The sequence below is a fragment of the Mesorhizobium sp. M1399 genome (assembly GCF_040317735.1).
GTDB lineage: Bacteria > Pseudomonadota > Alphaproteobacteria > Rhizobiales > Rhizobiaceae > Mesorhizobium.
On record NZ_JAMYKZ010000004.1, the window covers coordinates 358,735 to 370,491 of the forward strand.

Consider the following 11,757-nt stretch of genomic DNA (forward strand, 5'->3'; position numbering starts at 1 on the left):
GATAAACAGCGTCTTTTCCTTCGCCAGGCTCGGTGCGCTGCTGATCAAGGAGTTCATCCAGATGCGGCGCGACCGCATCACCTTCGCCATGATGCTGGGCGTGCCGCTGATGCAGCTGGTGCTGTTCGGCTATGCCATCAACAACGATCCGAAGAGCCTGCCGGCAGCGCTGGTGGCGATGAGCAGCGATCCTTACACGCGAGCCATGGTTTCGGCGCTGCAGACCACCGGCTATTACCGCTTCGACCATGTCGCGCAAAGTGCCGCCGAAGCCGAATTCCTGATGGCGCGCGGCGACGTTGCCTTCGTCGTCACCATTCCCGCCGATTTCGCCCGACGGGTCGAGCGTGGCGACAGCCCGCAGATCCTGATCGAGGCGGATGCGACCGACCCGGCCGTCGCCAGCGGCGCCATCTCGACGCTCGGCACCGTTGCCAACCAGGCGCTGCTCAGGGCGCGCGGCATGCAGGAGACAGCGGCCGAAGCTGCCCGGGGCCAGCTCCAGGTCGTAGTGCACCGGCGCTACAATCCGGAAGCCGTATCGCAATACAACATCGTGCCCGGCCTGCTCGGCGTCATCCTGCAGATGACGATGGTAATGATGACCTCGATCGCGCTGACGCGTGAGACCGAGCGCGGCACGATGGAGAACCTTCTGGCGATGCCGTCCAGCCCGCTCGAGATCATGCTGGGTAAGGTGCTGCCGTATCTGGCGGTCGGCGCCGTGCAGGTGCTGGTGGTGCTGGCGGCATCGAAGCTTCTGTTCGCCATCCCCTTCACCGGATCGATGTCGCTGCTGTTGACGGCCGTCCTGATCTTCGTGCTGGCGCTGGTGCTGCTCGGCTATACGATCTCGACGATTGCCCGCACGCAGATGCAGGCACTGCAGCTCACCTTCTTCTTCTTCCTGCCGTCGATCATGCTGTCCGGTTTCATGTTCCCCTATCGCGGCATGCCGGACTGGGCGCAGATTTTCGGCGAGGTGCTGCCGCTGACGCATTTCCTGCGCATCATCCGCGCGGTGATGCTGAAGGGCGCCGAGCTGCCGGCGGTGGCAACGGAGATCGGCTGGCTGGTGGTGTTCGTGGCGCTGTTCGCCGGCGTGGCGCTGGTGCGGTTCCGCCGGACGTTGGATTAGGGTCGAACTCGATCCGCTTGTGCAAATGACCGAGATTCACACCGGCTTGGCCTGACCCGGGACCGGCGCCAATTCAGGCGCATTGAGCCCTTCGAAGGGATCGCGCCAGGCGTCGATTTCTTCAAGCTGCCGATACCAGCGACCGACAGAAGGATAATCATCGAGCGGCAATCGGGCGACGTCGTTGAAGGGCAGAAACGTCGCCATTCGAAAGTCGGCATAGGAAACCGAACTTCCGACCAGCCAATCTCGCTCGGAAAGCTCGGCATCAAGTATTGCGGCGGCGGTGCTGAAGTCGCTCAGGCCCTCCTCAACCCGCGCCTGATCGATCGGGCCGAGCCCATAGCGCTGTTTGGTCCCGCGTTCGAAATGCACGACGTCGCAGGCTCTTGCGAAGTTCTCTTTGCCCCAACTCAGCCATCGGATCATCTCGGGCTCGTCGTCGCCGGTGCGCCAGAAATGCGAATGCGTGTCGCGTGAAAACCGGCAGGCTATGGCGTCGGCCTCCCAGAGGCTTTTTCCCAAGCCCACAAGGATAGGCAATGAAAGATTTGGATTGAGCGGCCGAAAGCGCTCGGCCTGCCCCGGAGCGAAGGGAGAGGCGAATTCGAACTCGACCTTGGCTTTGAGATACCGTGCCACCGCGACCGCGAGGCGAGGATTGGGATTGCGGCTGAAGAACAGTTTCATTGATCTCAGTCTTTGAAGGGTACCGGTTCGACCGGGCGCAACGGACGCTCAAGCACCTCGAATCGGCACATGACCTGGAACTGGTTGCTATCCTAGCCGGCAGCAATAATCTCGGCATAGGTGCTGAGATCGACATTGCCACCGGAGAGCACCACGGCAATGCATTTCCCGGCAAGGTCGATCTCGCCTGACGACAGCGCGGCCAAGCCGACGCAACCGCCAGGTTCGACGACCAGCTTCAGGCAAGCCATGGCATCGCGCATCGCCTGTGCCACCGCCTTGTCGGAAACGGTGATGGCGCCGGCGAGATTCTTGCGGTTGATCTCGAAAGTGATCGCGCCCGGCTCGGCGACGAGAAGGGCATCGCAGATCGAGGTGTGGCCGGGCGCGTTCGACACCCTGGCGCCTTTGATCAGCGAGCGGCGTGTGTCATCGAAATGCTCGGGTTCCACGGCCCAGACGGCGGTGCCCGGTGAGGCGTCCTTGACCGCGATCGAAATGCCGCTGCTCAAGCCGCCACCGCCGCAGGGAACGACTACCGCATCCAGGCTGACGCCAAGCGCGCTTGCTTGGCGCATCAATTCGAGGCCGATCGTGCCCTGGCCGGCGATGATGGCCGGATCGTCGTAGGGCGGCACCAGGACCATGCCCCTTTCCACGTAAGAACGGACGACGGCAGTGCGATCGTCGCGGACCCGGTCGAAGGTGATCACTTCCGCGCCCATCTTCCTGACATTGCCGACTTTCATCGCCGGCGCATCGGTGGGCATGGCGATGACGGCCTTGACGCCGAACATCGCCGCTGCGGCGGCAACGCCTTGCGCGTGATTACCCGACGAGAAGGCGACGACGCCGCCAGCGCGTTCTTCCGCCGAGAGCGAGGAGAGCTTGTTGTATGCACCGCGGAACTTGAAGGAGCCGGTGCGCTGCAACGTCTCGGGCTTGAACAGGATCCTGGCGCCGAAGCGCTTGTTCAGCTCCGGCGATTCGATCAGCGGCGTTTCGACGATCAGGCCGGACAATCGCGCTGCTGCGCTGCGGATATCGGCGATGCCGGGAGGGGTGGTCATGGCGAGGTCCTGCAAGAAATGAGACCGCCTATGGTGCACGGAAAGGGAGGCCGCGCACCAATGAAAAAATGTGACGGTTACAATTCGTCTTGCAGGCAGGAGAGGAGCGTGCCTGCCACCTGCCGCCTCCTCGTCTCTCCGCCATGCGGTCGTCGCTTCAATCGACAAATCGTTGCCGATTGACCGGCTTGGCCGCCGCTCCTCACCCCAACAGCGTCTTTTGCCGTTTGGGACCGCCCATCTTACGCCAGGTGTTGAAGCGGTGGGTGGCGGCGGCGAAGGAGATCTTCATCTGCTGGGCGACCGAATAGCGCGACTTGCCCTCGTCGAACAGGCGATAGCAGCACTCGACACCCTCCTCAGTCAACTTGCCATCGGGAGCCTTGTTGTGCGGATTGGCGGGATCGAATTTTTCGACCTGCTGCTCGACCAGGCCTTTCAGGCGCTGCAGATCCGCCTCGATGTTGGCGATCAGGTCGAGGACTGGTTTGGGATCAAACGGCTGCTGTTTTTCCGGCATCTGCGGGTTCCTTTCTCTTGGTTCAGATTCGGTTATATAAGTGAACGTTCACCGATAGCAAACGACGACCTGCTCGAGGTTTCGAAATCTGTAGCTTTTGAGCATGAGTGGAGCACGCACGATTGACCGGCGACGTGCAAGGTCATAGTTTAGAACTATTCTAAACTAGGGTGAATTTCTCATGCTTTCCCGCGTTTTCGGCCTCGGCCGCCGTTCCTTTGAATCGCTCTCGGAGCAGGAGATCCTGGCGCTCGCCATCTCCTCCGAGGAGGATGACGGGCGCATCTATCGCGCCTATGCCGACGGGCTGGCGGAAAGCTTTCCGCAATCGGCCAAAGTGTTCGAAGAGATGGCGGAGGAAGAGGACGGCCATCGCGATTCACTGATCGAGCTTTACCGCAAGCGTTTCGGCGAGCGGATACCGCTGATCCGGCGCGAACATGTGAAGGGTTATTACGAGCGCAAACCGGACTGGCTGGTGAGGCCGCTCGGCGTCGATCATGTGCGCAGCCAAGCCGAGGCCATGGAGCGGCAGGCCTACCTGTTCTATGTCGAGGCGGCCAAGCGCACAGGCGATGCGTCGACGCGAAAGCTGCTCGACGATCTGGCGATCGCAGAACAGGGCCACGAGACACTAGCGCAGCGGCTCGAACAAAAGCATGTGCCGGGCGCGGTCAAGGACGAAGAGGCGGCGGCCGAGCAGCGCCAGTTCATCCTGACCTACGTACAACCGGGGCTGGCGGGGCTGATGGATGGGTCGGTGTCAACACTGGCGCCGATCTTTGCCGCCGCCTTTGCCACGCACGACACGTTCCCGACCTTTCTGGTCGGGCTTGCTGCCTCGATCGGCGCCGGCATCTCGATGGGTTTCACCGAAGTGGCCTCCGACGACGGTAAGTTGTCGGGCCGCGGCTCGCCGGCAAAACGCGGTCTGACCGTCGGCGTCATGACAACGCTGGGCGGGCTCGGCCATGCGCTGCCCTATCTCATCCCGCTTTTCTGGACGGCGACCATTGTCGCCGCCGTGGTGGTTTTCTTCGAGCTGTGGGCGATCGCCTTCGTGCAGAACCGCTATATGCAGACGCCATTCTGGCGCGCCGCCTTCCAGGTGGTGCTGGGTGGCGCGCTGGTGTTTGCGGCAGGGGTGCTGATCGGGAATGCATAGCAGCCCCTATCCGTTCACCACCCGGCTGTCTGCTGGCGCCTCGGCGCGTTCGGTCAGGCCGTAGTCGCGCACGACGTGGGCGATGCGCAAACAATAGTCGGCAAAGATACCGCCGCGCCCGGCTTTCTGGGCCTGCCGATGTTCCTGCGTGTTGCGCCAGGCCTTCACCGCTTCCTCGTCGCGCCAGAAGGACAGCGACAGGATGCGGTTCGGATCGGCAAGGCTCTGGAAGCGCTCGATCGACAGGAAACCGTCGATGCCGTCGAGCAGCGGCCGCAGGTCGGCGGCGATGCCGAGGTAGGCTTCGCGCTTGCCCGCCGCCGGCTCGACCTCGAAGATGACGGCGATCATGGCTTCACCAAAGGACCATGCGGCGCGGAGGCCAGCTTGAGGAAGATGCGATCCTCCTTCAGGATGAATTTTTCCCGCCGGGCGAACTCGCAATTCGCCTTGCCGGCGGGATCGGCGGCGAGCCGGGCGCGGTAGACTTCGTAGGCCGCAAGACTGTCGATGTTGTAGGCGGCATAAGCCGTGGTGGCCGAGCCTTCGTGCGGCGCGAAATAGCCGATCAGATCGGCGCCGCAGCGCGGGATCGCCTGCCCCCAATTGCGGGCATATTCCTCGAACGCCGCCTTGCCGAACGGATCGATCTCGTAGCGGATGAAGCAGGTAATGGTCATTTTCGCCTCCTTGGCGGGTGGATGTTTCTTGCGACCACAGTTCGAGCCGGGTCGAAACGTTCCGAAGATCGATATGCTAGGCAATCCCTCGCTGATCATGCCTGCCAGAAGGATTTCGCGTATTCGCGACGGACGTCTTCGGGTGTCAGGCCAAGGTCACGCAGCAGATGATCGTCGATTTCGGCGAGATCGAGGCGCTGCGAATGACGGTCGTACCACCGCTTCAGGAGCCACAGCCGCAAGCGGCGCAAGACAATTAACGGGAACGGCCGGCGAGCAGGCGCGGCGCTGAGAATGGTCCTTGCAGGCATCGTCGTCTCCTTGATTTGCATCGAGATTAATGCTTGTCTGACGAGGATGCTTCGATGAGGAACGAACTATGCGCGAAGGCCCTGACATAGCCCGCATTGCCAGCCTGGTCGGCGATCCGGCGCGGGCAAACATGCTGTCCGCACTGATGGGCGGCACAGCACTGACGGCGAGCGAACTGGCACTCGAAGCCGGCGTGTCGCTTCCGACAGCGAGCTCCCATCTATCGAAGCTGATGGAAGGCGGGCTGCTGACGCTGGCGAGCCAGGGACGGCACCGCTATTACGGCCTCGCCGGCCCGCAGGTGGCAGGAATGATCGAAGCCATCACCGGCGTCGCTGCTGCTGTCGGGCCGCAGAGGGTGCGACCCGGCCCTCGCGACGCGGCCATGCGCGTGGCGCGGGTCTGCTACGACCACCTCGCCGGCGAGCAGGCGGTGGCGATGCTGGACCGTCTTGTCGCTCGACAAGTGCTCCTGCGCGACGACAAGGAGATCCAGCTTGGGCCGTCGGCCGCCTCGCATTTCGCCGCGATCGGCATCGACATCCATACCAAAGCGCGGCGACCGGTGTGCCGGGCGTGCCTCGACTGGAGCGTGCGGCGTTCGCACCTTGCCGGCACGCTGGGCGCCGCCATTCTCGACAAGATCCTCGCCGAGAAATGGGCGCGGCGCGAGAAGGACAGCCGTGCCGTGATCTTTTCACCGGCAGGCAAGCAGGCCTTCGAGAACACGTTTCTCGCCTGACAGATCGCTTCGACGCGCTAGTACGCATTCGTCGTTTCACGGAAACGCCGAACCGCTCTGTCTTTTTGTTTTGACGCAATTCCGGGCGGAAAACCTTTTCATACTTTTCCTGGAATTGCTTTAAAGCGCGTCGCGTTCGACCGGCCTCATGCGATGCGCTTTAGGTCCTTGTTTTGATGCATGTCGTTATCGCAAAACCGCTGCACACTTTTGCGCGACATGCACTAGTCGCGCTTGAGCAGCTTGGCCTGCTTGAAAAAATCCGCCCAGGGGTCGGCTTGCCCGAGCCGCTTCAGCGTCGTCTTGTCGCCGATCGGAAAGGCGTTGGGCGGCAATCCGGCCTCGATCTCCGCCCAGGTCACCGGCATCGATACCGTGGCGCCCTTTTTGGCGCGCGACGAATAGGGGGCGACGGTGGTGGCGCCGCGGCCGTTGCGCAGATAATCGACGAAAATCCTGCCCGTGCGTGCCTTCTTCGACAGCGTCGCCGTGTAGCGGTCGGGTGCGGCCTGTTCGAGCGCTCGGGCGAACTCATGGGCGAAGCCCTTGACCTCGTCCCAATCCGCCGACGGCTTCAGCGGCACGACGACGTGGTAGCCCTTGCCGCCCGAGGTCTTGACGAAATTCGGCAGGGACAGTTCGTCGAGCCGGCCGCGGATGTCGAGTGCCGCCGCGCGCACCGCCTTCACGTCGACGCCCTCGTCGGGATCGAGATCGAAGATGATCTGGTCGGGCTTTTCCAGCTCGTCGGTGGTCGAGCCCCAAATATGGATCTCGACGACGCCCAGTTGCACCAGTGCCACGAGACCGTCGAAATCGCGGATGAACAATATCTCCTCGCCGTCGGTCGGATCCTTCATCACGGCGATCTTGTCGTGCATGCCGGCCGAGGCATGCTTCTGGAAGAAGCGTTGGCCGCCGACGCCGTCCGGCGCCCGCACGAGGCTGAGCGGCCGATTGATGACGAACTGCTTCATGCGCGGCCAGACCAGCGCGTAGTGATCGACCAGATCCTGCTTCGATACGTTCTCCTCGGGCCACAGAAGCTTGTCAGGGCGGGACAGCGTAACCGAGGTTTTCGCCGCGCCTGCGGTTTTGGTGGGCTTTGGCTTCGGCTCTGCCGTGGCTGAGCGTGCTTTCGGTTTCTCCTGCACGACTTCCTCCGCCGGCTTGTCCTCGCGCAATCCCTGGAAGGACGCGTGGCGTATTATACGGTCCGACGTCCAACTGCGAAACTCCACTTCGCCGACAAGTTCGGGCTTGACCCAGACCAGCCCCTTGCCCCTTGGCACCGCGCTGTCGAAGGGCGAGGTTGTCGTCTTCAGCGCATCAAGCCTTTTCTTCAACTCGTTGGTGCTTTTGGCCGTGAAGCCGGTGCCGACGCGGCCGGCATAGCGCAGCTTGCCGCCCTCGTGATAGCCGACCAGCAGCGAGCGCAGGCCACGCCCGGTCTTGTCCGACGGCATGTAGCCGCCGATGACGAATTCCTGGCGCGCCGTGCATTTCGACTTCACCCACGAGGGAACACGCCCGCTGCGGTAGGGCGCATCGGCACGCTTGGAGACGACGCCTTCGAGGCCCAGGCGGCAAGCATGCTCCAGCATGATCTTGCCGGGCTCGGCAAAGTGGTCGCTGAAGCGCACGGCCTGCTCTTCGGTCTGTCCGGCGAGCAGGCTGCGCAGCCTTTCCTTGCGCTCGACCAGCGGCTCGGAACGGATGTCTTGACCATTGAGCTGCAACAGGTCGAAGACATAGTAGATGAAACGGTCCGTACGGCCCGCCGACAGATCTTGCTGAAGCAGCGAAAAGGACGACACGCCATTATCCGCCAGCACGACGATTTCGCCGTCGATGAAGGCATCGGTACATTTCAGGCCGCCAAGTGCCGCGATAATTGAGCCACCAAATTTGTGGGTCCAGTCGAGGCCGGTGCGTGTCAAAAGCCGCACCTCGGTACCGGCAAGCTGCGCCTGCATGCGATAGCCGTCGAACTTCACCTCATGCAGCCAGTCCTTACCGGGCGGGGCGTCCCGCTCCAGCGTGGCGAGCGCCGGCTCGACGAATTCGAGCCGCCTTGCCGCGACAGCCTTCGCTTTGCCGGCGGCCGGCCTGTCGGACTGCCAGACGCTTGGCTTCTTGCCGTCGGCGGTCTTGCCTTCGCCGACCTCCTCGATGGTCAGGCCGGATTTCACCGATTGCGGCGCCTCCTGCAAAATGTCCTCACCGGGACGCGCGGCGGCATCGTCGGACTTGATCAGCAGCCAGTTGTCGCGTTTTTCGCCGGGCCGCGGCTTCAGCCGCACCAGATGCCAGGCGCCATGCAATTTGTGGCCATGCAGTTCGAAATTGATATGGCCTTTCTTCATCCCTTTGGCAGGGTCGCCTTCGGGGACCCACGTGCCTTCGTCCCAGACAATGACCGAGCCGCCGCCATATTGGCCCTTGGGGATGGTGCCTTCGAACGGCGCATAGTCGATCGGGTGGTCCTCGACATGCACGGCGAGCCGCTTCTCATGCGGGTCGAGGCTCGGGCCTCGCGTCACCGCCCAGCTCCACAGCACGCCGCCATGCTCAAGGCGAAGGTCGTAGTGAAGCCTGGTGGCGGCATGCTTGTGGATGACGAAAATGCCACCCGGCACGGCTTTCTTGCCGCGCGCGAGCTTACCGGCCGGTTCGGCGGTCTTCTTGAAATCGCGCTTGGCGTGATATTGCTCGAGGCCGGCCATGGTCTGATCCTAAGCCGATTTGCGCCGGGCGGCTTTGGGCTTGGCGGCTTTTGCCGGGCGTCTGGCCTTTGCCGGCGGGCTGGCCTCCGACGAAAGGCTCTTCTTCAGTGCATCGAAGAGATTGACGACGTTGGAGGGCCGCGGTTCTGCCTTGGTCTTCGGTGCCTTCTTGCCGGCCTTCTTGGCGCGGACCAGCTCGATCAGCGCGTTTTCGTATTTGTCCTCGAATTCGGAAGGATCGAACTTCGCCTGTTTCTCATCGACAATGTGTTCGGCCAGCCTGATCATCTCGGCGTCGGTCTTCACCGGCTTGATGTCGCCGAACACCATCTCCGGCCTGCGAACCGTATCGCCATAGCGCAGCGTCGTCAGCAGCAGGCCCTTCTCCAGCGGCTCGATGACCACCGGACGCTCGCGGCGGTAGAGCACGATGCGGGCAAGGCCCGCCGTCTTCTTGGCGGCCATGGCGTCGCGGATGACGGCAAAAGCCTCTTCCGAGACATCGTCCGCAGGCGTCATATAATAGGGCGTGTCGAGATAGATCTGCTGGATCGAAGATTTTTCGATGAACCCGTCGAGGCTCATCGTATGCGAGGATTCGATCTGGACGGCTTCGATCTCCTCCTCCTCGATTTGGACGAAATCGCCGTCGCCGATCTCGTAGCCCTTGATCTCGTCGCCTTCATCGAGCGGCTTGCCGCTTGCCGAATCGACATAGACGCGCCTGACAGTGTTGCCAGTCTTGCGGTTGAGCACGCGGAACGAAACTTTTTCGGCCTGGGTGACGACATTGGTCACTTCGACCGCGCAGGTGACCAGCGAAAGCTTGAGGTACCCTCTCCAGGCGGGGCGCGGCGCCATGACAAACTCCCTGCGCGACAACGTTCAACCGAGAACGGGCAAAGTCCGTTCCGGTTCCGGCGGCGCAAAAGGCAAGTCCGGGCTTTCGGCCCAGCCTTGCCTGAACTCCATTCTCGATCGCGGCCCTACTCGGCGGCTTGCAGGTTGATCTTGCTTTCCGCCATCTCGGTAAGCTTGCGGTCGGTTGCCTGTTCCTCCTTGAGGTTGTTGGCCAACACATTGGCGCAGTCGCTGCGGCCCAGTTGCTTGGCCCAGGCAATCAAGGTGCCGTAACGGGTCATCTCATAATGCTCGACCGCCTGGGCGGACGCGATCAGTGCAGCGTCGAGGACCTCCTTGTCGGCGATGTCGCCGCTGACCTCATCGGCCTCTTCGAGAATGCCATCGATGGCCGGGCAGTCGACTTCCTTGGCCTTCACGCCGTGCAGCTCGAACACCTGCTCGACACGCTGAATATGACCCTTGGTCTGGGCGAGATGCTTCTCAAAGCCGGCTTTCAACTGCGGATCACTCGCCTTGTCGATCATCTTCGGCAGCGATTTCTCGATCTGTTTCTCGGCGTAATAAATGTCGCGCAGCGTGTGCACGAAGAGATCGTCGAGTGTTTTGATGTCCTTCGAAAAGAAGCCCATGGCCTTTGCCTTTCCATTGCTCTTGCTGTTTCGGATTTTTGGCTGCGGCTCCAGCCGGAAGCTGCAGCCCGCGCAGCCGGTTCGTCCCGGCACTGGGAAATCAACGTGCGGCTGACGGGCGGGTTCCTGGTTTTTCGACCACGTGCACGGAAATTTCGCCGTGGCAGCAAAAGTGAAACAAACGCGCGCCTCGGCGACATTCAGGCGAAACATATGTGATGCAAAAGTCACACTGGGCGAAATGCCGACGGACAGCACGGAAACACCGCGAATCAGCCGCATTGCAGCCATGAACAAAGGCATTTTCGACCAGAGATTAACATCGCGTTCACCGACTATTCACGCCTGGACGCTATGATCCCCGCAATTCGGAAGGGACATCCGAAACGGGACAGGGACCGAGTAAAATGAGCTTCTGGAATCAAATCGCCGGCTATGCCGCCGCCATTCGCGAATTCGTCGCGCCGACCTATCGGCCCGAGCGCTATTACATGCGCGGCCCAGGCCCCGCCTGCGCGCGCCGTGGCAACACGCTTGGGATCAGCGTGCACTGATGATGACCAGGGAAAGCCGTCACGACAGCCGTATCTGCCGGCCTGACGCCGACAACCGGTCAACGACCTATCGCGCCGAGCGCCCTGCGCTGACCGACAGACGGCGGGCGACAACGCCAAGCCTCTAACATTCCGGGCTTTGATCCAGCCGCCGGCAGGCTTAGTGTCGCCTGACACCAGCTGCCGGGCGCCACGTGATCGTCAAGCCGAACCATTCTCCTGAGCCGCCAGAATTCGAATCAAGTCGCCCGTTGATCGTATTCGACGGCGTCTGCGTGTTGTGCTCGGGTTTTGTGCGGACGGTGGTAAAGCTCGACCGCAAGGGCCACTTCCATTTCGTAACGGCGCAATCGCCGCTCGGCGAGATGCTGTTCAAGAAATACGGGCTGCAGACGGATCGCTACGAGACCAATCTCGTCATCGTCGATGGCGCGGCTTTCACACGCCTGGACAGTTTCGTTGCCGTCATGGCCGAACTCGGCTGGCCATGGCGAGCGGCGCGGATCCTGCTGTTGTTGCCGCGCCCGCTTCGCGACTGGCTCTACGATCGCATCGCAAAGAACCGCTACGCCCTGTTCGGCAAGAAGGACAATTGTGAAATCCCTTCCGCCGAGGTGAGGGCAAGATTGATCGGCTAGGCTCATCGCCGTGGCCGGGAGCGGCGCGG

Annotated in this window: 14 protein-coding genes; 5 read left to right on the forward strand and 9 right to left on the reverse strand. The window is 62.2% G+C overall.

Going from position 1 to position 11,757, the window contains the following annotated elements; genetic code table 11:
- Window position 1 precedes the first annotated feature (1 nt).
- Window positions 2-1,138 (forward strand): ABC transporter permease, encoded by a 1,137-nt coding sequence (locus NKH05_RS08895; protein WP_023718863.1) that lies wholly within the window; start codon window positions 2-4, stop codon window positions 1,136-1,138.
- A gap of 36 nt (window positions 1,139-1,174) precedes the next feature.
- Here NKH05_RS08895 and NKH05_RS08900 read toward each other — a convergent pair whose 3' ends face one another.
- From NKH05_RS08900 to NKH05_RS08910, 3 genes are all read right to left on the reverse strand, one after another.
- A complete protein-coding gene (locus NKH05_RS08900; RefSeq protein ID WP_352495448.1) occupies window positions 1,175-1,828 on the reverse strand; it encodes a glutathione S-transferase family protein in 654 nt (217 codons plus the stop codon).
- Window positions 1,829-1,920: 92 nt separating this feature from the next.
- The gene (locus NKH05_RS08905; protein ID WP_352495447.1) at window positions 1,921-2,898 is read right to left on the reverse strand and encodes a threonine/serine dehydratase family protein; all 978 of its coding nucleotides are present in this window, start codon (window positions 2,896-2,898) and stop codon (window positions 1,921-1,923) included.
- A 202-nt stretch (window positions 2,899-3,100) separates the two neighbouring features.
- Window positions 3,101-3,418: a hypothetical protein gene (locus NKH05_RS08910; protein ID WP_023718860.1), complete on the reverse strand. Its 318-nt coding sequence runs from the start codon at window positions 3,416-3,418 to the stop codon at window positions 3,101-3,103.
- 181 nt (window positions 3,419-3,599) lie between these two features.
- Here NKH05_RS08910 and mbfA point away from each other — a divergent pair, with 181 nt between their 5' ends.
- Complete coding sequence (mbfA, locus tag NKH05_RS08915; RefSeq protein ID WP_352856647.1) at window positions 3,600-4,583, forward strand: iron exporter MbfA; 984 nt, start codon at window positions 3,600-3,602, stop codon at window positions 4,581-4,583.
- A gap of 6 nt (window positions 4,584-4,589) precedes the next feature.
- Here mbfA and NKH05_RS08920 read toward each other — a convergent pair whose 3' ends face one another.
- The 3 genes from NKH05_RS08920 to NKH05_RS08930 form a co-directional block, all read right to left on the reverse strand.
- Window positions 4,590-4,934 (reverse strand): antibiotic biosynthesis monooxygenase family protein, encoded by a 345-nt coding sequence (locus NKH05_RS08920; RefSeq protein WP_352592326.1) that lies wholly within the window; start codon window positions 4,932-4,934, stop codon window positions 4,590-4,592.
- Window positions 4,931-5,263 carry an NIPSNAP family protein gene (locus NKH05_RS08925; RefSeq protein WP_353025272.1) on the reverse strand — a complete coding sequence of 111 codons (333 nt, stop codon included), beginning with the start codon at window positions 5,261-5,263 and terminating at the stop codon, window positions 4,931-4,933. The genes NKH05_RS08920 and NKH05_RS08925 overlap by 4 nt, the downstream gene beginning before the upstream one ends.
- A 95-nt stretch (window positions 5,264-5,358) precedes the next feature.
- Window positions 5,359-5,574 (reverse strand): DUF1127 domain-containing protein, encoded by a 216-nt coding sequence (locus tag NKH05_RS08930; RefSeq protein ID WP_352481378.1) that lies wholly within the window; start codon window positions 5,572-5,574, stop codon window positions 5,359-5,361.
- 68 nt (window positions 5,575-5,642) lie between these two features.
- On the opposite strand from NKH05_RS08930, the gene NKH05_RS08935 reads away from it, so the two are divergent.
- Complete coding sequence (locus NKH05_RS08935; protein ID WP_352481377.1) at window positions 5,643-6,317, forward strand: ArsR/SmtB family transcription factor; 675 nt, start codon at window positions 5,643-5,645, stop codon at window positions 6,315-6,317.
- Between the two features lie 224 nt (window positions 6,318-6,541).
- Here the strand turns inward: NKH05_RS08935 and ligD are convergent, their stop codons facing one another.
- The 3 genes from ligD to NKH05_RS08950 all read right to left on the reverse strand — a co-directional run bounded on the left by ligD (window position 6,542) and on the right by NKH05_RS08950 (window position 10,536).
- Window positions 6,542-9,043: a DNA ligase D gene (ligD, locus tag NKH05_RS08940; RefSeq protein ID WP_353025273.1), complete on the reverse strand. Its 2,502-nt coding sequence runs from the start codon at window positions 9,041-9,043 to the stop codon at window positions 6,542-6,544.
- A gap of 9 nt (window positions 9,044-9,052) precedes the next feature.
- Window positions 9,053-9,904, reverse strand: coding sequence for a non-homologous end joining protein Ku (gene ku / locus NKH05_RS08945; RefSeq protein ID WP_352592321.1), 852 nt, complete (start codon window positions 9,902-9,904; stop codon window positions 9,053-9,055).
- Between the two features lie 125 nt (window positions 9,905-10,029).
- A complete protein-coding gene (locus tag NKH05_RS08950; RefSeq protein WP_023718852.1) occupies window positions 10,030-10,536 on the reverse strand; it encodes a YciE/YciF ferroxidase family protein in 507 nt (168 codons plus the stop codon).
- A gap of 407 nt (window positions 10,537-10,943) precedes the next feature.
- On the opposite strand from NKH05_RS08950, the gene NKH05_RS08955 reads away from it, so the two are divergent.
- Both NKH05_RS08955 and NKH05_RS08960 read left to right on the forward strand, forming a co-directional pair.
- On the forward strand, window positions 10,944-11,090 hold the full coding sequence (locus tag NKH05_RS08955; RefSeq protein ID WP_023718851.1) for a hypothetical protein: 147 nt from the start codon (window positions 10,944-10,946) through the stop codon (window positions 11,088-11,090).
- A gap of 251 nt (window positions 11,091-11,341) precedes the next feature.
- Complete coding sequence (locus tag NKH05_RS08960; RefSeq protein WP_352481375.1) at window positions 11,342-11,728, forward strand: thiol-disulfide oxidoreductase DCC family protein; 387 nt, start codon at window positions 11,342-11,344, stop codon at window positions 11,726-11,728.
- The last annotated feature ends 29 nt before the right edge of the window (window positions 11,729-11,757 follow it).

Excerpts from the sequence above, each read along its gene's own strand:
- NKH05_RS08900 (WP_352495448.1), bottom strand. The coding sequence starts at position 1,828 with ATGAAACTGTTCTTCAGCCGCAATCCCAATCCTCGCCTCGCGGTCGCG.
- NKH05_RS08905 (WP_352495447.1), bottom strand. The coding sequence starts at position 2,898 with ATGACCACCCCTCCCGGCATCGCCGATATCCGCAGCGCAGCAGCGCGA.
- NKH05_RS08910 (WP_023718860.1), bottom strand. The coding sequence starts at position 3,418 with ATGCCGGAAAAACAGCAGCCGTTTGATCCCAAACCAGTCCTCGACCTG.
- mbfA (WP_352856647.1), top strand. The coding sequence starts at position 3,600 with ATGCTTTCCCGCGTTTTCGGCCTCGGCCGCCGTTCCTTTGAATCGCTC.
- NKH05_RS08920 (WP_352592326.1), bottom strand. The coding sequence starts at position 4,934 with ATGATCGCCGTCATCTTCGAGGTCGAGCCGGCGGCGGGCAAGCGCGAA.
- NKH05_RS08925 (WP_353025272.1), bottom strand. The coding sequence starts at position 5,263 with ATGACCATTACCTGCTTCATCCGCTACGAGATCGATCCGTTCGGCAAG.
- NKH05_RS08930 (WP_352481378.1), bottom strand. The coding sequence starts at position 5,574 with ATGCCTGCAAGGACCATTCTCAGCGCCGCGCCTGCTCGCCGGCCGTTC.
- NKH05_RS08935 (WP_352481377.1), top strand. The coding sequence starts at position 5,643 with ATGCGCGAAGGCCCTGACATAGCCCGCATTGCCAGCCTGGTCGGCGAT.
- ligD (WP_353025273.1), bottom strand. The coding sequence starts at position 9,043 with ATGGCCGGCCTCGAGCAATATCACGCCAAGCGCGATTTCAAGAAGACC.
- ku (WP_352592321.1), bottom strand. The coding sequence starts at position 9,904 with ATGGCGCCGCGCCCCGCCTGGAGAGGGTACCTCAAGCTTTCGCTGGTC.
- NKH05_RS08950 (WP_023718852.1), bottom strand. The coding sequence starts at position 10,536 with ATGGGCTTCTTTTCGAAGGACATCAAAACACTCGACGATCTCTTCGTG.
- NKH05_RS08955 (WP_023718851.1), top strand. The coding sequence starts at position 10,944 with ATGAGCTTCTGGAATCAAATCGCCGGCTATGCCGCCGCCATTCGCGAA.